20 protein-coding genes, 1 pseudogene and 1 riboswitch are annotated in these 20,844 nt (G+C 64.8%); of the genes and pseudogenes, 13 read left to right on the top strand and 8 right to left on the bottom strand.

Annotation, left to right across the window (positions count from 1 at the left end):
* Positions 1–145 precede the first annotated feature (145 nt).
* Positions 146–709 carry an XRE family transcriptional regulator gene (locus AAFG07_RS04995; RefSeq protein WP_092123328.1) on the bottom strand — a complete coding sequence of 188 codons (564 nt, stop codon included), beginning with the start codon at positions 707–709 and terminating at the stop codon, positions 146–148.
* A 57-nt stretch (positions 710–766) separates the two neighbouring features.
* Here AAFG07_RS04995 and AAFG07_RS04990 point away from each other — a divergent pair, with 57 nt between their 5' ends.
* The 3 genes from AAFG07_RS04990 (at position 767) to AAFG07_RS04980 (ending at position 3,188) form a co-directional block, all read left to right on the top strand.
* Positions 767–1,282 (top strand): N-acetyltransferase family protein, encoded by a 516-nt coding sequence (locus tag AAFG07_RS04990; protein WP_342726272.1) that lies wholly within the window; start codon positions 767–769, stop codon positions 1,280–1,282.
* 56 nt (positions 1,283–1,338) lie between these two features.
* The gene (locus AAFG07_RS04985) at positions 1,339–2,121 is read left to right on the top strand and encodes an MOSC domain-containing protein (RefSeq protein ID WP_342726271.1); all 783 of its coding nucleotides are present in this window, start codon (positions 1,339–1,341) and stop codon (positions 2,119–2,121) included.
* Between the two features lie 134 nt (positions 2,122–2,255).
* A complete protein-coding gene (locus tag AAFG07_RS04980) occupies positions 2,256–3,188 on the top strand; it encodes a YARHG domain-containing protein (RefSeq protein ID WP_342726270.1) in 933 nt (310 codons plus the stop codon).
* An 81-nt stretch (positions 3,189–3,269) separates the two neighbouring features.
* On the opposite strand, the gene AAFG07_RS04975 is transcribed toward AAFG07_RS04980, so the two are convergent.
* A complete protein-coding gene (locus tag AAFG07_RS04975) occupies positions 3,270–3,929 on the bottom strand; it encodes a TIGR02594 family protein (protein ID WP_342726269.1) in 660 nt (219 codons plus the stop codon).
* 231 nt (positions 3,930–4,160) lie between these two features.
* Between AAFG07_RS04975 and AAFG07_RS04970 the strand changes: the two genes are divergently transcribed.
* Positions 4,161–5,033: an alpha/beta hydrolase gene (locus AAFG07_RS04970; RefSeq protein WP_342726268.1), complete on the top strand. Its 873-nt coding sequence runs from the start codon at positions 4,161–4,163 to the stop codon at positions 5,031–5,033.
* 92 nt (positions 5,034–5,125) lie between these two features.
* On the opposite strand, the gene metW is transcribed toward AAFG07_RS04970, so the two are convergent.
* Positions 5,126–5,791, bottom strand: a complete 666-nt coding sequence (gene metW / locus AAFG07_RS04965; protein WP_342726267.1) for a methionine biosynthesis protein MetW — start codon at positions 5,789–5,791, stop codon at positions 5,126–5,128.
* Positions 5,788–6,993, bottom strand: a complete 1,206-nt coding sequence (locus AAFG07_RS04960) for a homoserine O-acetyltransferase (protein WP_342726266.1) — start codon at positions 6,991–6,993, stop codon at positions 5,788–5,790. The genes metW and AAFG07_RS04960 overlap by 4 nt, the downstream gene beginning before the upstream one ends.
* Before the next feature lie 83 nt (positions 6,994–7,076).
* Positions 7,077–7,156, bottom strand: a riboswitch (SAM riboswitch).
* 186 nt (positions 7,157–7,342) lie between these two features.
* Here AAFG07_RS04960 and AAFG07_RS04955 point away from each other — a divergent pair.
* The 3 genes from AAFG07_RS04955 to AAFG07_RS04945 are packed head-to-tail and all read left to right on the top strand — an operon-like array spanning position 7,343 to position 10,284.
* A complete protein-coding gene (locus AAFG07_RS04955; protein WP_342726265.1) occupies positions 7,343–8,206 on the top strand; it encodes a chorismate mutase in 864 nt (287 codons plus the stop codon).
* A gap of 39 nt (positions 8,207–8,245) precedes the next feature.
* Positions 8,246–9,343, top strand: coding sequence for a histidinol-phosphate transaminase (hisC, locus tag AAFG07_RS04950; RefSeq protein ID WP_342726264.1), 1,098 nt, complete (start codon positions 8,246–8,248; stop codon positions 9,341–9,343).
* A gap of 8 nt (positions 9,344–9,351) precedes the next feature.
* Positions 9,352–10,284, top strand: a complete 933-nt coding sequence (locus AAFG07_RS04945; RefSeq protein ID WP_342726263.1) for a prephenate/arogenate dehydrogenase family protein — start codon at positions 9,352–9,354, stop codon at positions 10,282–10,284.
* 425 nt (positions 10,285–10,709) lie between these two features.
* Here the strand turns inward: AAFG07_RS04945 and AAFG07_RS04940 are convergent, their stop codons facing one another.
* Positions 10,710–11,774: a MerR family transcriptional regulator gene (locus tag AAFG07_RS04940; RefSeq protein ID WP_342726262.1), complete on the bottom strand. Its 1,065-nt coding sequence runs from the start codon at positions 11,772–11,774 to the stop codon at positions 10,710–10,712.
* Between the two features lie 255 nt (positions 11,775–12,029).
* Between AAFG07_RS04940 and AAFG07_RS04935 the strand changes: the two genes are divergently transcribed.
* From AAFG07_RS04935 to AAFG07_RS04925, 3 genes and pseudogenes are all read left to right on the top strand, one after another.
* Complete coding sequence (locus tag AAFG07_RS04935) at positions 12,030–12,719, top strand: outer membrane beta-barrel protein (protein WP_342726261.1); 690 nt, start codon at positions 12,030–12,032, stop codon at positions 12,717–12,719.
* A gap of 46 nt (positions 12,720–12,765) precedes the next feature.
* A pseudogene (locus AAFG07_RS04930) lies at positions 12,766–12,885 on the top strand (prephenate/arogenate dehydrogenase family protein); the annotation flags it as partial.
* Between the two features lie 337 nt (positions 12,886–13,222).
* Positions 13,223–13,603 (top strand): DUF1330 domain-containing protein, encoded by a 381-nt coding sequence (locus tag AAFG07_RS04925; protein WP_342726260.1) that lies wholly within the window; start codon positions 13,223–13,225, stop codon positions 13,601–13,603.
* Between the two features lie 246 nt (positions 13,604–13,849).
* Here the strand turns inward: AAFG07_RS04925 and AAFG07_RS04920 are convergent, their stop codons facing one another.
* Positions 13,850–14,365, bottom strand: a complete 516-nt coding sequence (locus AAFG07_RS04920) for a hypothetical protein (RefSeq protein WP_342726259.1) — start codon at positions 14,363–14,365, stop codon at positions 13,850–13,852.
* 229 nt (positions 14,366–14,594) lie between these two features.
* Complete coding sequence (locus tag AAFG07_RS04915) at positions 14,595–16,163, bottom strand: hypothetical protein (RefSeq protein ID WP_342726258.1); 1,569 nt, start codon at positions 16,161–16,163, stop codon at positions 14,595–14,597.
* Between the two features lie 316 nt (positions 16,164–16,479).
* Between AAFG07_RS04915 and AAFG07_RS04910 the strand changes: the two genes are divergently transcribed.
* The gene (locus tag AAFG07_RS04910) at positions 16,480–16,797 is read left to right on the top strand and encodes an antibiotic biosynthesis monooxygenase (protein WP_229169529.1); all 318 of its coding nucleotides are present in this window, start codon (positions 16,480–16,482) and stop codon (positions 16,795–16,797) included.
* A gap of 111 nt (positions 16,798–16,908) precedes the next feature.
* Here AAFG07_RS04910 and AAFG07_RS04905 read toward each other — a convergent pair whose 3' ends face one another.
* Positions 16,909–18,096 (bottom strand): DUF2125 domain-containing protein, encoded by a 1,188-nt coding sequence (locus AAFG07_RS04905; protein ID WP_342726257.1) that lies wholly within the window; start codon positions 18,094–18,096, stop codon positions 16,909–16,911.
* A 198-nt stretch (positions 18,097–18,294) separates the two neighbouring features.
* Here AAFG07_RS04905 and AAFG07_RS04900 point away from each other — a divergent pair, with 198 nt between their 5' ends.
* Both AAFG07_RS04900 and AAFG07_RS04895 read left to right on the top strand, forming a co-directional pair.
* On the top strand, positions 18,295–18,900 hold the full coding sequence (locus tag AAFG07_RS04900; RefSeq protein WP_342726256.1) for a gamma-glutamylcyclotransferase: 606 nt from the start codon (positions 18,295–18,297) through the stop codon (positions 18,898–18,900).
* Between the two features lie 117 nt (positions 18,901–19,017).
* Positions 19,018–20,829 carry a caspase family protein gene (locus tag AAFG07_RS04895; protein WP_342726255.1) on the top strand — a complete coding sequence of 604 codons (1,812 nt, stop codon included), beginning with the start codon at positions 19,018–19,020 and terminating at the stop codon, positions 20,827–20,829.
* The last annotated feature ends 15 nt before the right edge of the window (positions 20,830–20,844 follow it).

Raw genomic sequence — 20,844 nt, 5'->3', positions numbered from 1 at the left:
GCATCTTCATTGGGTTTTCCGCGGGCCGCGTTGACGTTCCTCAACCAGCCTCTGGTCGTCGCCATCATTTTTCAGGCTTGCCGCAGATGTGGGCACTTGGTTCCGAAACGGAAGAGCCACAGTCTGCGATTTCGCCCGATGGAGCTCAGCGCCGCACGATGGCGACAAGGTAGCGGCAGGGCTGAGCAGTTTCGTTTCGGAAGACGATGTCCGAGGGCGGCCCGAGCTCGACGCGGTCACCCGCAGCGAGCTCGTGGCGCTCCGCCCCTTCCATCAAGGTGAGGCGGCCGCTGATGACCCAGACCACCTGACGGACAAGGTGATAGGCGCTGGCGGGGAAACCGGCTTCCTGCCCGGCAGGCAGCTCGACTTCCACCAGCTCCAGCGGATTGGCCGGATGCAGGAACACCTGCCGCCGCAGATAGGCCGCCTTCGGATCGCGCCACACCGGCTGATCCTTGGCCCGCTGTAGGCGGGAACTGTGTGAGGCAACCTCGAACAGTGCAGCCATGGTCAGGCCATAGGCCGTGGCAATCCGCGACAGCGTCGCCGCTGTCGGGCTGGCCTCCGCCCGCTCGATCTTGCTCAGCATCGCCTTGGACACACCTGCCCGCCCAGCGAGTTCCGCCAGCGACCAGCCGCGCCCCTCCCGTTCGGCGCGAACCCGCCGCCCGAGAGCCTCATCGGCATTGTCTTCTATAATTGACATGATGTCTTATATAGTGGACGATCGGGGTTGTTCAAGAGGCCCCTCGAGGAACGACCAATGATGATCCGCCCCGCTACTGAGCAGGACATTCCTGCGATCACCGCAATCTTCAACGAGGCGGTCGCCAACTCGAATGCGATCTGGACCGAGAAGCAGGATTCCGACGCCGAGCGGTTGGCCTGGATGGAGGCCCGGCTGGCGCTCGGCTACCCGGTGCTGGTCGCGGCCGAAGGGCCTGCGGTTCTCGGGTACGGCACGTTCGGCGATTTCCGCGCCTTCCCGGGTTACCGCTACAGCGTCGAGCACAGCGTCTATATCCACGCCGATCATCGCGGCCGCGGCCTTGGCCGCGTCATCGTCGACGAGTTGGTGACGGCTGCGACGGCGCTCGGCAAGCACGTCATGATCGCCGGCATCGACGGCGGCAATCCCGCCTCGCTGCGGCTGCACGCGCAGGCCGGCTTTGTCGAGGTCGCGCGGATGCCGGAGGTCGGGCGCAAGTTCGGCCGCTGGCTCGACCTCGTCTTCATGCAGCGCGTGCTGGATGCCGCAGGCGCGGCGCGGCCCGACTAGCTGCCTCACCGTCGGCGGCGGTTCTCCTCGCGCGCCAAACAGGCTAGAGCGTGCAGATGGACACCACGCAAGCCTCCTCCGCCCGGATCACCGGCATCTACCGCTATCCCGTCAAGGGTCTGACGCCCGAGCCGCTGCCCCGCGCCGAGCTCAAGGTCGGCGAGACGCTCCGCTCCGATCGCCGCTACGCGATCGAGAACGGCCCGAGCGGTTTCGATCCCTCGGCGCCGAAATGGCTGGCGAAGCCGCATTTCCTGATGCTGCAGCGGGACGAGTGGCTGGCGCCGCTGCGCGCCCATTTCGACGATGACAGCCATGTGCTGACCTTGCGCCGGGACGGCGCGATGGTGGCGCAGGGCGATCTCGAAACCGAAGCCGGGCGCGCCGCGATCGAGCGCTATTTCACTGTCCGTCACGCCGGCCAGATCAAGGGAGCGCCCAAGGTGCTGGTGAGCCCCGGGCACAGTTTTTCCGACGTGCCGCGCAAGGTGGTCTCGATCATCAACCTGGCCAGCCTGCGGGCGATCGAGGACATGGTGCGGGCGCCGGTGCATCCGCTGCGCTTCCGCGCCAACCTCTATGTCGAGGGCTGGCCGGCTTGGCATGAAGCCAGCCTGCTCGACCAGACCATTGCGATCGGCAGCGCACGGGCAAAAGTTGTGAAGCGGATCACACGTTGTGCTGCGGTGAATGTCGATCCCGACACCGGCGCGCGCGACCTCTCGGTCCCGAACACGCTAATGCAGCGCTTCGGCAACAACGAATGCGGCATCTACGCCGAAATCATCAGCGACGGCGGCGCGGCCGTCGGTGACACGATTGCCGCGGAACCGCACTAGGTCACGCCAGGTTCCGTATTCCTTGAAGACCGCATAAACGTGCATCGCATTGCAATGTTCGGTTGCGTGCAATAGACTTCACTCGACATTTTGAATTGCAGCAAATTTGTCGAAATTGATTGCACGGGGTTGCCATGAGCATGATCATGGTTTCGTACCGGCGGGTCGATCAGGACACAGCGGGCCGCATCGCCGACCATCTGATCGAGAAGTACGGTGAGAAATCCGTCTTCTTCGACGTCAACAGCATTCGCACCGGCGCCAACTTCGTCGACCGGATCGCCAAGGCCATCGTCGCCTGCGACATCGTCATCGCGGTGATCGGTCCGCACTGGATCGGCAAGACCGACGATGGGAAACCTGCGCGTCTGGAGGATCCCGCAGATTCCGTGCGCTTCGAGATCGAAACGGCGCTGAAGCACAACAAGACGCTGCTGCCGCTGCTGGTGAACGGCGCAACCATGCCGGAGGCCGCCGAGCTGCCGGAATCGCTTCGCTTCCTGCACTTCTGCAACGCCGCCCGGGTCGACTCGGGTCAGGATTTTCGCATGCACATGACCCGCCTGATCGATACGATCAACGAGGTCCTGAGTGAGGCCGGGCGATCGCCGCTGCGTGAAGTTTCGCCGATCAAGCGCTACTGGAAGTACGGCGCAGGCCTCGCCGCCGCGGCATTGGCGCTGGCCGTCTGGACCGTCGGGCCCGCGTTCGAACATACCGTGGTGAAGTCAGGCGGACAGGACGATCAGACCACCGTCGGACGCGCGACGCCGCCCGCCGTTCCGGCCTCCGTCACGCAGCGCGCCAAGGCGCATGACGGCTTTCTCTTTCCTGATTCCGATCGACGATTTCTGAGTGAGGCCGATCTCAAGGACATGTCGGCGATCGAGCTGCGCATCGCGCGAAACGAGATTTTCGCGCGGCATGGCCGGTTCTTCAAGGATCAGGTGCTCGCGAACTACTTCTCGCAATTCGCCTGGTATCAACCAGCTGCGGTCGAAGTCCCCCTGAGCAACCTCGAGACGACCAACGTCGACACGATCGAGGCGAAGGAGCACGAGAAGTGAGGCCAGCCGGCAGTATCGGTTGATCTCGCACCGCGTATGACCACCTCCCCCATTCTCAGGGGAGAGGTGGCCAGTCCCTGATCAATTCGTCGGCATCACATAGGCGTAGATCCGGCCGCGCGAGATCGGCACCTCGCGGACGCGGTGGCTGCTGTTGCCCGAGATCATGATCGGATTGCCCTTGGCGTCGACGCCGGTGATGATCCCGACATGACCGCCGCCACGGCGGCCCATCACGGCGATGGCGCCGACCTGCGGCCCCGAAACGCGCGTGCCGTATTTGGCGAACGAGCTCGCCATGTCGGAGCCGGTGCCGCGATGGCCGGTCTGCTGCAGCACCATGTTCATGAAGCGCGCGCACCACAGGCTGGAGCGGCCGGTCGGATTGCCGCCGAGATAGCGGCGCGCCGTGTCGACGATGCCGGATGAGCCGAAGCCACCTGTCGCGCTCACGTCGGTGTTGGACGTGGCCTCAGCGCCGGGCATTACGGCCGCATTGGCCTCGCCGAAGCCGCCCGCCTGTGTCTGGGAGCGACGCTCGGCGCGCGACAGCCGCGCGGTGTGCCGGTGGTGATGATGGGCGGAATGCCGCGCGTGATGGCCGGCATGAGCCGAATGCGCGTGACGCGAATGGTGCGGACGGGCTGACGCCGGAGCGGCGGAGATCACGGCGAGCGTGAGCGAACACAGAGCCAGCGCCAAAACTCGAAGCGACCGGCGATACGCAAGCAACTGAACCATACTTCACGAGATCCTCTGAAATGCCCCCCAACTCCCCGTCGCGTTCCCAAGGGAATGCGGCGGTGGTTTTGAAGATCGGGATGTGGCGCGAGGAAGATTTCATGCGGCGTTGCGGAAACGATTTCGGGGTCATTCCGCGCAAATTCCATGACGAAAATAGCCAGAACTGCCGCATTGCAGCCGCGGAAATTAATTGCAAATCTGGGGGCGGCCAACGAGAGGAGAATTTCAATGCCCCATGCCATCACGAAAGATAATGTCCGCCTGCATTTCGAAGAGGCAGGCAGTGGCACCCCGATCGTCTTCCTGCACGAGTTCGCAGCTGATCACACCAATTGGGAACCGCAGATGCGTTACTTCTCGCGCGGTCACCGCTGCATCGCCTATTCCGCGCGCGGCTACACCCCGTCGGACGTGCCTGCGAACGCCGACGTCTACACCTACACGCACTTCTACACCGATGCGCTCGCGGTGCTCGACCATCTCGGCATCGCGAAAGCCCATTTCATCGGTCTCTCGATGGGCTCCTATTCGTCGCTGCAGGTCGCGCTCAACGCGCCGGAGCGCGCGCTGTCGATGACGCTGGCCGCGGTCGGCTCGGGCTCCAGCCTCGAGAATCTCGCTGCCTTCCGCGCGCAGTGCCGCGCCAATGCCGAGCAGTACGAGGCGATCGGCTCCGCCGAAGTCGCCAAGGTGACCCGCGAGGCGCCGAGCCGGATCCCATTCCTGGTCAAGGACCCGCGCGGCCATGCCGATTTCTACGCCGCGCTCGCCCGCCACGACGCCAAGGGCTCAGCCAACACGATGCGCAGCTTCCAGGGCGGCAGGCCCTCGATCTACACCATGACCGACGCCATCAAGCGCGCCGCGACGCCGGCGCTGATCCTGTGCGGCGACGAGGACGACAATTGCATCGCGCCGAGCATGTTCCTGAAGCAGCATCTGCCGGCCGCCGGCCTGTCGTTCTTCCCGAAGTCCGGCCATGTGCTCAACCTCGAGGAGCCGGCGCTGTTCAACGAGATGGTCGAGCGCTTCATCGCACTGGCCGAGGCCGGCCGCTGGCCGGTGCGCGATCCGAGATCGCTGGTGGCGGCGCCGGTGTAAGCCGTCATTCCGGGATGGTCCGAAGGACCAGACCCGGAATCTCGAGATTCCGGGTTCTCGCTTCGCGAGCCCCGGAATGACGCCGAAGGGTGCTACTTCGCCTTCTCACCCCGGCTGAGCAGGAACACGCCCTGCTCGCCGAACATGTTCCACACCCACCAGGGCAGGTTGAGCGGCACCGGGCGGCCGTAGAGATCGAGCGCCACCGCGCGCTCCATCTTGACGTTGATCTCCTCGCAGAGCTGCACGAAATCCTTGATGGTACAGAAATGGATGTTCGACGTGTCGTACCAGCTCGCCGGCAGATTCTCGGTGCGCGGCATGTGACCGCCGACCAGCAGCTGCAGCCGCATCTTCCAGAACCCGAAATTCGGGAACGAGACGATGGCGCGCTGGCCGATCCGCAGCAGGTTCTCCAGCACCACCTTGGGCTGCCGCGTCGCCTGCAGGGTCTGCGACAGGATCACATAGTCGAACGCGTCGTCGGGATAGTTGACGAGGTCGGTGTCGGCGTCGCCCTGCACCACCGCGAGGCCCTTGGCGACGCAGCCATTGACGCCTTCGCGCGACAGCTCGATGCCGCGGCCGTCGATGCCGCGGCTCTCCAAGAGCTGCAGCAGCTCGCCATCGCCGCAGCCGACGTCGAGCACGCGCGAGCCCGGCCGCACCATGTCGGCGACCAGCAGGTGATCGGTGCGATAGCCGCCGGTCCGCTCCGGCGCGACGCCCGGCAAGGGCAAGGTTTGCTGCATGCTCATGACTGGCCGTTGTCCTTCAGTCCGCGCGCCTTGCCCGCGGCCTGCAGGAAGGCGCGGGAAATCTCCAGGAATTCCGGCACGTCGAGCAGGAACGCGTCGTGGCCGCGATCGGTCTCGATCTCGGCGAACGACACCCGTGCGCTCGACGCATTCAGTGCGTGCACCAGCGCGCGCGATTCCGAGGTCGGAAACAGCCAGTCGCTGGTGAACGACACCACGCAGAACCGCGTCTTGATGCCGGCGAACGCATTCGCCAGCGCGCCATTGTGATCGGCGGCGATGTCGAAATAGTCCATCGCGCGCGTGAGATACAGATAGCTGTTGGCGTCGAAGCGCTCGACAAAGGACGAGCCCTGGTAGCGCAGATAGCTCTCGACCTGGAAATCCGCATCGAACGAGAAGGTCGGCAGCTCGCGGTCCTGCATCCGCCGTCCGAACTTGCGATGCAGCGCGGCGTCCGAGAGATAGGTGATGTGCGCGGCCATCCGTGCCACCGCCAATCCGCGATGCGGATGGGTGTCCTCGTCGACATAGCGGCCGCCGCGCCAGTCCGGATCGGCCATCACGGCCTGACGGCCGAGCTCGTGGAACGCGATGTTCTGCGCCGAGTGGCGCGTCGAGCAGGCGATCGCGAGCGTCGAGAACACGCGCTCGGGATAGGCCGCGGTCCATTGCAGCACCTGCATGCCGCCCATCGAGCCGCCGACCACGCAGAACAGCGTCGTGATGCCGAGGCGATCGATCAGCATCGCCTGCGCGCGCACCATGTCGGGGATCGTGATGATCGGGAAATCGAGCCCCCACACCTTGCCGGTCGCCGGATTCAGCGACGCCGGCCCGGTCGAGCCCATGCAGCCGCCGATCACGTTGGAGCAGATGATGAAGTATTGTTCGGGATCGATCGGCTTGCCGGCGCCGACCATGGTGTCCCACCAGCCGGGCTTGCCGGTGACGGGATGGGTGTTGTTGACGTGCTGATCGCCGGTCAGTGCGTGGCAGATCAGGATCGCGTTGGACCTGTCAGCATTGAGCTGGCCATAGGTCTGATAGGCGATCTGGAACGGCGCGAGATCGATGCCGCAATCGAGCTTGAGCGGCTGATCCATGCCGAACTTCGCCACCAATGACGACGGGTGATCGGCCTCATGGGCGCGATCATCGCTCGGGGTTTGCGGGCTCGGTATCGGACGCACGTTGCTCATCTAGGCGACCCTGCCCTCGCGCGGGAGGGCTCGAACAGAAATCAGGCCATAAAAAACCCGGCCTGAACAAGGTTCGGCCGGGAGCTGATCTGTCCCCGGCCTGTTTAGCGAGTTGTTTAACGTGGCTGCAAGCCGGCCGGCTCAAATGACCACGGAGTGGAGCGAACCTAGTCCTCAGGCCCCCCGTCGTCAAGGAGGCCAGTGAACCTCCCCTTGCCGGGCGCCGATGGTTAACCGAATGCGCAAGGCACGCTTGCGACGTTTCTCTTTGCTTTCGCTGGCCGTCTTTCCTAATCAGGGACCCTGTCTGGCGCGGCATCGGGCCGCCCGGACGACAAGGTTTGAGAGCATGTCCAACCCACCCCCGTCGCCGCCCTCGCTGCAGGAGTTGCGCAAGGAGATCGATGCGATCGACGAGCAGGTTCACCGCCTGCTGATGGCGCGCGGCGACATCATCGACCGTCTGATCCAGGTCAAGAAGACCCAGGAGGTCGGCTCGGCGTTCCGCCCGGCGCGCGAGGCCAGCATGATGCGCGAACTGGTGCGGCGCCATCGCGGCATCCTGCCGCTCGACACCATCGAGAGCATCTGGCGCGTCATCATCTCGACCTTCACCTATGTGCAGGCGCCGTTCGCGGTGCATGCCGATGTTTCCGTGGGCGAGTCCGCGATGCGCGACTCGGCGCGGTTTCACTTCGGCTTCGTGGTACCTTACGTGTCGCATTTCAGCGCCCAGGCCGCGGTCGAGGCGGCGGCGAAGTCGAAGGGCGACCTCGCGCTGGTCTCCGCGATCGCGAGCCGCACGCCGTGGTGGAACGCGCTCGAAGCCGATGGCGCGCCGAAGATCATCGCGCGGCTGCCGTTCCTCGAACGCGCCGACCATCCCGCCGCGCTGCCGGTGTTCGTGATCTCGCGGGTCGCCGACGACGCCATGGTGACCGAGGTGCAGACCTGGAGCGTCCGCGTCTCCGGCTGGAACGCCGATGTCGCCCGCGCGCTGGCGCCGCTCGCCGAGATCGTCGCGGTCCCCGACACCGCCTTCGACGGCGCAGCCCTGCTGGTGTCGGTCACCGGGCAAGACCTGACGAACAAGGGTTTCGAGAAGATCAAGCTCGCCTTGATCGAGGCCGGCGCCTCGGTGCGCTCTTCGGCCCTCGTCGGCAGCCACGCAACGCGCTATACGGTGCCCTCTAACGGATCGGCCAGGACCTGAAGTAAGAGCCGGCCGCCCGTAGTATATCCGGAGTTGATAATGTCCCGCCCCGTGCCGAATCCCGGCATCCTCGATATTGCGCCCTACACGCCCGGCAAGAGCCCGGTGCCGGAACCGGGCCGCAAGGTGTTCAAGCTGTCCGCCAACGAGACGCCGTTCGGTCCGTCTCCGAAGGCGATCGCGGCCTACAAGGCCGCGGCTGACCATCTCGAGGACTATCCGGAGGGCACCTCGCGCGTGCTGCGCGAGGCGATCGGCCGCGCTTATGGCCTCGATCCCGATCGCATCATCTGCGGCGCCGGCTCCGACGAGATCCTCAATTTGCTGGCGCACACCTATCTCGCCCCGGGCGACGAGGCGATCTCGACCACCCACGGCTTCCTGGTCTACCCGATCGCCACCATGGCGAACGGCGCCAGGAACGTGATCGCGGCCGAGACCAATTTCACCGCCGATGTCGACGCCATCCTCAAGGTGGTGACGCCCCGCACGAAACTGGTCTGGCTCGCCAACCCGAACAATCCGACCGGCACCTATATCCCGTTCGACGAGGTCAAGCGGCTGCGCGCCGAACTCCCGTCGCATGTGCTGCTGGTGCTCGACGCCGCCTATGCCGACTACGTCTCGCGCAACGACTACGAGCTCGGCATCGAGCTGGTCGCGACCACGGACAACACGGTGGTGACGCATACCTTCTCGAAGATCCACGGCCTTGCCGCGCTGCGGGTCGGCTGGATGTTCGGCCCGGCGCATATCGTCGATGCCTGCAACCGCATCCGCGGTCCGTTCAACGTCACGACGCCGGCGATGCTGGCGGCGGTGGCGGCGATCGAGGACTCTGCCCATGTGCAGATGTCGCGGACGCACACCGAACAGTGGCGCAACTGGCTGACCGAGGAGATCGGCAAGCTCGGGCTCAAGGTGACGCCGAGCGTCGCCAATTTCGTTCTGATCCACTTCCCGGCCGACAAGGGCAAGACCGCCGCGGAAGCCGACGCCTATCTCACGCGGCGCGGCCTCGTGCTGCGCGCCCTCAACAATTACAAGCTGCCGCATGCGCTGCGCATGACCATTGGCACCGAGGAAGCCAACCGCCTCGTGGTCGAGGGCCTGCGCGACTTCTTAGGTGGAAAGTGAACACCGACGTGACCACGGCTCCGCTCTTCAACCGCATCGCGCTGATCGGCTTCGGCCTGATCGGCGGCTCGATCGCGCGCGGCGCGCGCGCGCAAGGCCTGGTAGGCGAGATCGTGACCACCGCGCGCTCGGAGAAGACGCGCGCCCGCGTCGCCGAGCTCGGCATCGCCGATCGCGTCGTCGAGACCAATATCGAGGCGGTGAAGGATGCCGATCTCGTCATCCTTTGCATCCCGGTCGGCGCCTGCGGCCCGGTCGCGGCCGAGATCGCCGGCCATCTCAAGCCCGGCGCCATCATCTCCGACGTCGGCTCGGTGAAGGGCGCCGTCGTCAAGGACATGGCGCCGCATCTGCCTGACGGCGTGCACTTCGTGCCGGCGCATCCGGTGGCCGGCACGGAACACTCGGGCCCGGATTCCGGCTTCGCCGAACTCTTCATCAACCGCTGGTGCATCCTGACGCCGCCCGAAGGCACCGATCCCGCGGCGACCGACCGGCTGCGCGCGTTCTGGGCCGCGCTCGGCGCCAAGGTCGAGGTCATGACGCCGGATCATCATGACCTCGTGCTCGCGATCACCAGCCATCTGCCGCATCTGATCGCCTACACCATCGTCGGCACTGCCGACGAGCTGGCGCAGGTGACGGAATCCGAGGTCATCAAGTTCTCCGCCGGCGGTTTCCGCGACTTCACCCGCATCGCAGCGTCGGACCCGACGATGTGGCGCGACGTGTTCCTCGCCAACAAGGACGCTGTGCTCGAGATGCTCGGCACCTTCACCGAGGACCTGTCGAAGCTGACCCGCGCGATCCGGCGCGGCGACGGCGACGCGCTGTTCGACCACTTCACCCGCACCCGCGCCATCCGCCGTGGCATCGTCGAGATCGGCCAGGATTCCGCCGCGCCCGATTTCGGCCGGCCGCATGCGAATTTGAAGAAGTAGTCGGGCTCGGTCCGCATACTCTCCGTCGTCCCGGCGCAGGCCGGGACCCATACTCCGCGGCAGATGTGGTTGGAGGGACTCGCCGTTCCAGTGATCCATAACAATCGGCATTTGTGGTTATGGGTCCCGGCCTGCGCCGGGACGACGATGAGGATGGATCGCGATTCAAGTTGTCACACCACGCGGCGTCATCGCCCGGCTTGACCGGGCGATCCAGTATTCCAGAGACGTCCGCGCTTGAGCCGAGAGGCCGCGGCGTACTGGATCGCCCGGTCGAGCCGCGCGATGACAGTGTGGGTGGGGACGCGGCTTCGCATTCTCGCGACGTGATTTGCCCGAGCTTTGCTCTTCGTTCCGCCCTCACTTGATCAGAGGCGCAGGGAAAGCCGGGTGCCGATCGGCAGCGCCGCTTTCACCGCGTCTGGTCAAGGTAGCGACCGAAGCAACACGCCATCGATCTTTCCGTCGGATGCCAAAATGATCCGCCATTCCATGTCGACATTGGCGAAGTTGACGTCATAGACATCCCAACCGTCTCGCCCGACGCCCTTGAAGCGAATCGTTTGCATGCGCCCGGCCAGATCCAGCGCGGCGATGATCGCCGGAGCCTGCTCGCGGGCCACCGCCGCCATGATGTCGCTCATGCCGGCGTAGTCGACGGCACCTTGCTGGTGCTGGATGATCAGGCGGCGGATCGCCTCCTCGGTTCCCGGCGACGGCGTCTTGTTGTCGATCTTCTTTGCCAGCGCGGTCGCCGCATCTTGGGCCTGCTGGTCGTCGATCCGGGTCGCGTCGTGCGTCAACCCGCCCTGATGAAGCGTCAGGGCGTTCGAGATTCCATCCGGCTCGACGGCGAAGGTAATCTGCGCCGCCGTGGTCTTGAGAAAAAACGTGTGCTCGCTTTCGGGATATATTTCCGAGGCGAACTGTCCGAGCGGCTTCGCGAACAGATGACCGCCATCCCGCGTGATCGTCACCACCTGCCCGCCGGCCTGAAACCGAAAATGACCGACGTAGCGCTCCATCACGCCGGGATCGATTTGAATCGCAGCGCGGGGCCGGGCCTGTTCGTAGCGCCGTTGCGCGACGGCATCGAAGGATGCTTCGGCCATGTTGGTTTCTTTGGCCAGCGCAATGAGGTCGGCGATCGAGAGCGATCCGCCGGCGGAAAGCTTCAAACGCGCCACATTCACCAGCGCAAGGCCCTCATCGGCGCGGTTGCGCAGTTGAAGGATCGACGATTGTTGCATGGCCAGGATTCGGTCGAGATCGATCGCGCCGCCTTCGAGAAGCTTGGCGATTTGCGCGAGGCTGAGCCCCATTCGCTTTAGCGCGAGGATCTCGTGCAGCCGGCTGATCTCCGCAGCCCCATAAAGCCGCCAACTCTTCGCCGTGCGGCGCGGCGAAATCAGGCCGCGGCTCTCATAGAGCCGAAGTCCGCGTACCGTGAGACCGATGCGAGCGGCGCACTCTGCCGCGGTCAGCAACACGTCCTTGCCGGCTTTGTCTCTCGGCTGGTTCATCGACGGAGGCCCTTTCGTCCGTACCTTACGGTGTGACCTTAGGTCCGGCTCAAGGCCTTTTTCGGCGCGGCAGGCGATAAACCGCTTGAGCCGGCCCCAAGGTTATAGGTCAGAAGCGGGGCAGGAAGACCCTTCAACACGCAAGTCGCCACAACATACACGCGCATCGACGACGGTCCTCCGGACCTGGCCACACAACCACAACAACGGGACACCAATCTCATGAAAAAGCTTCTGCTCGGTGCGGTCGCTGGTATCGCCTGCGCGGCTCCCGCGTTCGCGGCCGATCTTCCGGCGCGCACCTATCCGAAGGCGCCGGCCTATACGGCGCCGGAGGCGGTCTATAACTGGACCGGCTTCTACATCGGCGGCCACATCGGTGGTGACTTCGCGGGCAACAACAGCCTCGGCGGGGACAAGGCCCGATTCCTGGGCGGCTTGCAGGGTGGCTTCGACTACCAGTTCGCATCGAACTGGGTAATCGGTACCGAGGTTCAGTTTAGTGGGCTCACCGGCAACGGTGGCAAAGGCTCGGCTCTTCCGGCAGGCACCCTGGTAACAAGCAATCAGCTTGGCTCGATCACCGGCCGGCTCGGCTACGCCTGGGGCCCCGCGCTTCTCTACGCCAAGGGCGGTTACGCCGTCCGCGACAACCTCAATATCGGCGCTGGCTCCGGCGGAATTCCGGTGGTCGTTGCGACCAATGGCAGTCACCGGAGCGGCTTCACCCTCGGCGGCGGTCTCGAATACATGTTCGCGCGGAATTGGTCCGCGAAGGCCGAGTATCAGTATTACAACTTCGGCAACACCACCTTCGCCGGCGGCCCCGCCACGATCGTCGGCGTCCGCTTCAGGGACGACGAGCATGCCGTCAAGGTGGGCTTCAACTACCGCTTCGGCTGGGGTAGCTAGAGCATTTTCGATCACTCTAATGCGAGTCTCCGGACCTTCTGCGCTGGGCGACGGCGAAGCGCTGTTCGACCACTTCACCCGCGCCATCCGCCGCGGCATCGTCGAGATCGGCCGGGATTCCGCCGGACCCGACTTCGGCCGTCCGCATTCGAATTTGAAGAAGTAGGATCAGGCGCGCGGTATTCTCCACTTCGTCGTCCTGGCGAAAGCCAGGACCCATAACCACCGCATTGAGTGATGAACGGGATCGCGGCCCCAGCGTCGCGTAACAATTGCGATTTGGGGTAATGGGTCCTGGCCTTCGCCAGGACGACGCTGAGGATGGTTCTCGATTCAAGATGTCAAACAACGCGATGTCATCACCCGCGACTTCGGCGCCGCTATTATGTGGCGTTCCCCTAGACGTTGGGTGCCAGGGCTAATCCTAGATTGCCCACCGCATGGTCTCAAATAGCAGTACGATTGACCGCCGGATGATCGGCAAGGCAACCGGAGAGTCAGTCATGAAAGCTTTTGCAATGACATTGCTCGCAGGTGTCACCATCGGAGCCATCGCAGTCCACGGCCTCCACGCTCAAGGAGCCAAGCTGAAAGCTTACACTGTCAGCGAAATTGAAGTCCTCGACCCTTCAGCCCAGGCCGCTTACCTCCCGGCCGCCCGGAAGGCGATAGAGGCAGCCCATGGTCGAGCCTTGCGCACCGCAGCCGGACGGGTTGTTCAAATCGAGGGGGGACCGCCTCCCAAGAGTGCGGCGATCGTCGAATGGGACAGCATGGATGACGCGGTAGCATTCTACAAGTCGAAGGCCTGGTCGGACCTTGCACCCCAGCGGGACAAGGCAACCAAGGTCATACGGCGGTACGTCGTCGAAACCGAAAAGTAGCCAAGCTTGAGGCTCAAATAACTTCGGTGACGGAGATCCAAACGGACGGGAAATTCGCCTGGGTCTGAGGTCTGGAGAAGGCGACACTGCACTTGAAGGCTGGCGGCGACCCTCTCAACATCAAGGACTTCGTCACCAATCTTTTTGAAAAGGACGGTGACCGCCCGCTGATGATCCTTCATCATGCACAGGTCATCCCGAAATAGCGACTGGGCCAACATCCAGCAGTGCAGTTACCCGCGTGGCTCACCGTCGCAACCGTTGATCCCGGATCGGCCCCGCCGCCGATATCGGCGCAACCTTCTGGGTCAGCCGCTGGCGGCCGACGAGGCCGGCGGTTGCCAGCATGACGTCGCCGCCGAACCACCATGAGCCGATCACGAACTCCCAGGCGCGCGGCGGAATCTCGTCGAATACGATGCCGTAGACCGACACCAGCGCAGCCAGCGCGGCGAGGAAGATGCCGCCGGCGCTCATCAGCTCGACGGCATCGATGCGCCCCGTGGCGCGCAAGGCGGGCCTTGGAATATCGATGCCGAGATAGAAGCCGACGGCACCGATCACGATCGTCGTCACGATGAAGGCAAGCGTACCGAAGAAAGCGATGTGCCCCTTCGCGAGCTGGGCGGCGACGAAGGTGCCGCCCATGGCGCCGGCCATCGCCAGACCGGTTCGCTGCAACACATGCGCGGCGCGGCTGACCATCATCAGTTCGCGGGCGATCACGGCCCTCTCCTTGCTGCTCACGATCCTCATCTGCATGTTCCTTTCCAGCTCTACGCTCCCTCTCCCCGTTCTGACGGGGAGAGGGTTGGGGTGAGGGGCCGTCTCCGCAATAATGCTGGCTAGGCTAACGAACTCGCGGAGACTCCCCTCACCCAGATCGCATCTTCGATGCGTCGTAGCCGGAGCTCTGCTTCGGCGTTCTCATGGACGGCCGCCGAAGGCGGCCTACGCCTCTCCCCGCACGCGGGGCGAGGTAACCGGAGTCCTAGAACGGGTAGTAGCGGACCTGGGTCATGACGATGTGGTCGTCGGTCTTCGGCGCGCCGCCGACACCTTGGAAGGCGAAGCGCTGGTTATAGGAATACTGCACGCCGGCCTTGATCGCCCCGTAGTCGCCCTTGAAGATCGTGTCGTAGAAACCGACCGTGTATTGCCTGACCTCCGAGGTGTTGCCGTTGCAGGTCGCCGCCGGCGAGTTCTCGACGTTGCAGCCGAGATTGTTGTAGAGCGGGTTGCCGTAACCGAACGGCACCGTGCCGACGTTGGAGAACGTCGCCTTGGTCTTCTCGAGGCCGGCATAGGCATAGAGATCGAGCGACGGCGTCGTGTGCCAGACCGTGCCGAGCAGGAACGCCGTGATCGGCAGCGGCTGGATCGAGCCGTCCTGGCGCACCGTCGCGTCCGGGAACGGCGTCGCCGTGAAGCGGCCGAGCGCGCCGTGAGACGCCGAGCCCTGCAGCTCCAGCAGCTGCGGCACGATCTCCGCCGAGAAGTGCCCGCCGAAGCTCACCGTGTTGACGTCGTGATTGGCGAAGTTGAAGCGATCGTAGAAGTCGCGATACATCGCCCAGCCCTCGACATGCAGCTTGTAGGGCCCAAGCCGCGGATCCCACGCGCCCTTCACGGTGAAATCGGGCACGTGATTGAGGCTGACATTGTTGGCGTTGTTGAAGAAGCTGCCGCCCGGCCCGGTGAGGTTGACCAGGAGGTTCGGGTTGAGCACGCCTTGCGGGCCGGCCGCGGGCGTGCCGACCAGCGGCGTGTTGCCGCCGAAGAACGAGGTCTGCGGATTTTCCGCCGACACCGCGAGCTTGAATTCGGGCCCGATGTCCTGCCAGACGCGAATGCCGGGCTGCCGCGCCGCAAGGAAGCCGGGCACCGATTCGAAATCGATCACGCCGGGCGCATCGACCCCGCGCGGATCGATGCCGGACTTGCTCGGCGCATTCAGCGACCAGCTCTGACCGGCAAGCACATGCAGGCCGAGATCGGTGCGGCTGACCTCGACGCTGGCCTGACGCAGCCGCGGGTTGAACGAGTTGGTAGCGACCGAGTTCGCGGTCTGCGCCGCGCCTTCGAAATCCATTTCGCCGTAGCCGGCGACGCGGGTGTTGGCGAAGACTTCGGCTTCCGCAAGCACCGAGAATCGGGTCTGCCGCGCCGAGAAGCGCGACTCGCCGGTGTTGAAGTTCTTGCTCTGCGGGAACGGAATGAAGGCGTAGACCGAGCCGGTGTCGGAGGCGAGATTGCGGGTCCGGTAGATGCCGGTGAGATCGACCCAGCCGCCGAAGGTGAAGGTGACGCCCTTGTAGCAGAGCTTGCCCGATGCGCAGGGATCGAACGGCACCGGCGCCTTGGCCGCCATGTGCGTGTTCTGCATTGCGCTCTGTCTTGCCGCCAGCGCCTCCTCCTTGCGCGCCTGCACTTCCATTTTCTGTTCGAGCTGCTTGAGGCGTGCCTTCAACGCCTTCAGCTCCGACGCATCGTCGTCCGCCAACGCTGGACCTGCCGACAACAGCACGCTGCCGAGCAGAATCCCCCCGAGAATTCGCATCGCTTCCTCCACACGAGGTTGTTTCCTCAGGCGAGAGAGAGCGGTATTCGGGGACTGATATTCGCGGCGGCCCGCAATATTCCGGTCACGTTTTTCTCATCGCGGCCGCGGGAATGTTTTGCCGCGACGGACGATATCGCGCGCGAGGGATTAAGGAGTCCGCGCAGTGCGGAGGGTGGATTTTGCGCAGCACAATTCGCCTCTCAGCCGGCGGTGAGCGGCGGCGCACGCGTAACAACACCGGTCACAAGATCGAATTGTCGTTCGGCACCCGTTTCAGGCTGCCATGGACATGCGATGGACGAAGGACAGCAAGATGATCGGTGAAGTCATTGTAGTCGGTGACCTGAAGTTACGGGATGGCGCCTCGCTCGAGGAATACAACCGGCTGGGCGAACGCATGTACGAAATCGTCAGCCGCCTTCCGGGATTCCTGTCGGTGAAATCGTTCAAGGCGGCGGATGGCGAGGAGCTCACCCTGTTTCGCTTTGCCTCGGAAGAAGCGCTCGAAGCCTGGCGCCATCATCCGGACCATGTTGAAACCATGCAGCGCGGACATGCCGAATTCTACGCCAGCGGTTTCCTGCAGATCTGCAAGGTGATCCGCGAAGTCGGCCCGTTTGAGCATGCGTAACGGCGCGTGGGGTGGTTTAGCGTAGCGTCATCCGCCGCACAGCTGGCGGTGAACAATGGCGGGTTACGGCTTCGCCTAACCCGCCCTACCGAGCTTCGAGCTATGCGCTGCTCAGAACAGCGGCGGAATCTGCGCGACTTTCAGCGGGCCCAAAAACACCGCACCATCGGTGAAGCGCAGCGGGAAGCTGCGCGCCTTCTTGCCTTCGAGCGTCGCCTCGGTGCCGAGCGAATTGATGCCGGCGGAGATGCCGGCATTGGCGTTCTGCTTGATCACCTTGCCGAGGCCGGGGATGGCGCGGTCCAGCGCGCCGAACAGATTGCTGAGGTCCTGGCTCTTCACGCCCGGCGCGACGCGATCGAGCGTGGACTGCGGTACGCCCTCCTCCAGCATCTTGTCGATGCCGAGCGCGGGGATGACGCGCTCGAGGCCGGCGACCGTCATCTGCAGATCGCCCTCGATGCGGCCTTGCGCGTTGAGACGGAGCGTGCCGGCCGCCACCGAAAGCACGTCGCCCTGCTCGATCCGCGACTGCTGGATCTCGACGCTGCCGCCGGCCGCCTGGATCTCGCGGAAACGATCCGGCCACGGCTTGGGCGAGAAATCCTTCAGGCCGTTCAGCCGCGCATGGATGTCGGCGTTGAACGGCTGGGTGAGCAGCGGATGCACGTCCTGCAAGGTGCCACCGGCGATCTGCAGCACGGTCTCGATCGCGGGGCTGTCCGGCGCCGAGCCATCGACCTGCCTGCCGTGCAGCTCGATGTGATTGACACGCATCAGCGGTGTCGGCGCGGGACCGCCGGTGCGGTCGATGGCGAGATTGTCGAACACCAGCGAGGCGCGCTGCGGCACCGCCGGCAGGCCGACCACGCTTGAGCGTCCGAGGCTCCAGTTCACCGACAAGGTCGGCTGCGCGTTGCGCTCGGCGATCGTGGCGGGGCCCTTGAACTCCGCGATCACGAGCTTGGGATCATAGATCTGCGCCACGACCAGGATCTCGACCAGCCGCGCCACGAACGACATTTGCGGCGAGGCGGTCTGCGACACCAGCATCACGCTGGGCTGCTCGCAGCGGATTTCGAGCCGGAACGGGTAACCCGCCACCGAGCGCTTGTCGCAATCATAGACCCGGCCGGCCTTTGCCTCCTGCGCGCGCCAGGCATCCGCCTGCACGCCGACCTGCGAGGCGGCGAAGAACCAGAAGCCGCTCCACAGCACCGCGGCGATCAGGACCGCGACAGGGACGGCATAGAGGCCGAAGCGCGAGCGACGGCGGGGAGCTGAGTTCAAATCGGACATGCGGCGTCCTTTGGCGGGCGAATTTGTCAAAATCGAAGCGGCAGCAAGCCGCGGGCAACCCTTACGCACCTCTTGCGCACCTCTTGCGCAATCCTCGCGCAACCTTTGCGTGACCCTTACGTAACCCTTGCGTAACCCTTGGAAACATCACGGAATCTGCTTCGCTTCGACAGCGTGTTCTGCTAGCCCATCTGCGCGATGTCAGCAAATCCTCCCCATTCCGAAACCGACGGCGACCTCTGGGTGTTCGGCTACGGCTCGCTGATGTGGAAGCCGGGCTTCGAGTTCCTCGAGCAGGTGCCGGCGCGGCTGATCGGCGAGCATCGCGCGCTCTGCGTCTATTCGTTCGACCACCGCGGCACGCCGGAGAAGCCGGGCCTGGTGCTCGGCCTCGACCGCGGCGGCGCCTGCCGCGGCATCGCGTTCCGTGTCGCCGCCCGCCTGCGCCACGACACCATCGCCTATTTGCGGGCGCGCGAGCAGACCACCAACGTGTATCGCGAGGTGATGCGCTCGGTGTGGCTGGAGAATGCGGCGCGCGAACGCGTCTCCGCGCTGGCCTATGTGGTCGATCGCGGCCATGTGCAATATGCCGGACGGCTGTCGCTCTCCGAGCAACTGCGCCTGGTGCAGCAGGGCCACGGCCGCTCCGGCAACAACCGCGACTATGTGCTCTCGACCGTCGCGGCGATCGAGAAGCAGGGTTTTCGCGACACCCAACTGCACCAGCTCGCGACGATGCTGCATGATTCCGGCCCGCTGCATCGCGATGCACGTGCGGCGGACGGGCTCGATCAGGCCTGAGTGCCGACGCGCCATTGGCGTCGATCTCGCGCATTGAGGAACCGGTTCGCGGAATTTTGCCACGGCGCGAACAATATTGTGGTTTCAATTTCCGGTCGCTGGAATGGAACGACTGGAATGCGCCCCTCATTGCCCAAGCTCGCCGCAATCGGCCTGCTGTTGCTGCTGAACTCACCGTCGTATGCGGCTCTGAGAGAGGATGGCGCGGCGTGCGACGCCAAGGAGCCGCGCCCGGATCTCGCGATCCCCGCCTGCACCCGCCTGATCGCAGCCAATCCCAGGGGGCGCGACCTCGCGATCACCTATTACAACCGGGCACTGGCCTGGCATAACAAGGGCGAGCTGGAGAAAGCCAAATCGGACTACGATCAGTCGATCGCGATCAATCCGTCGTTTGCGCCTTCCTACGGCCAGCGGGCCAAGGTCTATCTGCAAAACCAGGCCTATGACCGCGCGCTGAGCGACTTCGATCAGGCGATCCGGCTCAAGCCTGCCGGTCCGTTCAGCGCCGGCTGGTTCAACAATCGCGCCGAGCTGTTCGTTGCCACCGGAGACTATGATCGCGCGCTGGCCGATTACGGCAAGTCCATCGAGCTCGATCCCAACTCGTGGTACGCCTATGTCAATCGCGCGCTGGTCTATGATTTCAGCGGCAAGGACCGGCTCGCGGCGCTGCATTGCCAGGATGCGATCAAGCTCGCGCCGCGCGCAGCCGGCCCCTATTATTGCCGGGCCGTGATCGAGATCGGCGCCGGCGATCTCGACAATGCCGCGCGCGATATCGACCGCGCGATCGGCATCCAGGATGGGCAATCCGAGTTCTACTCGCTGCGCGGCCTGACGCTGGCCAGCAGAGGCGAGCTCGACCAGGCCATGCGCGACTACGACCACGCCACGCAACTGAATGCACAGGGCGCACTGAATTACGCACGGCGAGGTCTCGCCGACGAGAAGAAGGGCGATATCGACGCTGCGCGCGCCGACTTCCGGCATGCGCTCGACGTCATCGGCCTCGATCAGCTCGACCGCACCCAGGGCCAGCGCGTCGCCAGGGAAGGCCTGCAACGGCTGGATCAGGTCGCCGCCACGGAGAAGAGCGTCGTCGCCGATCACGGCGCGGCCAAACCTGGCCCGGCCAATCCTGTCCCCGCGCTCGCCGCGGCCGTTCCGATCCCGCCGATCGGCGCAGGCCCGAAGGCAACGACAACCGAACGGCGCATCGCCCTCGTCGTGGGCAACTCGAAATACCGCTCCGTCCCGGTGCTGCCGAACCCCGGCCAGGACGCCGCGGCGATCGCCGACACGCTGCGCGCGGTGGGCTTTCAGGATGTCCGCCTCGTCACCGACGCCAGCCGGGATGGCCTGGTCGAAGCCCTCAAATCATTCGCCAACGCGGCTGACGGCGCCGACTGGGCCGTGATCTACTATGCCGGACACGGCATGGAGATGGCGGGCGAGAACTATCTGGTGCCGGTCGATGCGAAACTCACAACCGACCGCGACGTGTCGTTCGAGGCCGTCGCCCTGACCCAGGTGATGGGCGCGACCGAAGGGGCGCGCAAGCTGCATCTCGTCATTCTCGATGCCTGTCGCGACAATCCGTTCGCCAACCAGATCAAGCGCACCGTCGCGTCACGCTCGATCGGCAGGGGATTGGCCCAGGTCGAACCCGACAGCGGCACGCTCGTGGTCTACGCCGCCAAGCACGGCCAGGTCGCGCTCGACGGCGACGGCGGTCACAGCCCGTTCGTGACGGCCCTGATCAAGCGCATGCAGACGCCACGAATCGAGATCCGCAAGCTGTTCGACCTCGTGAGGGACGACGTCATGGCCGCGACGGATCGGCGGCAGCAGCCCTTCAGCTACGGTTCGGTGCCGGGAGCTGAGGATTTCTACTTTGTCAGCGCGAGCCAGAATGCGGCCAAGTAGTCCGCCTCCGCGTGG

It is taken from the genome of Bradyrhizobium sp. B097 (assembly GCF_038957035.1).
Lineage (GTDB): Bacteria > Pseudomonadota > Alphaproteobacteria > Rhizobiales > Xanthobacteraceae > Bradyrhizobium.
This window is presented reverse-complemented; position numbering and strand designations above follow the sequence as displayed.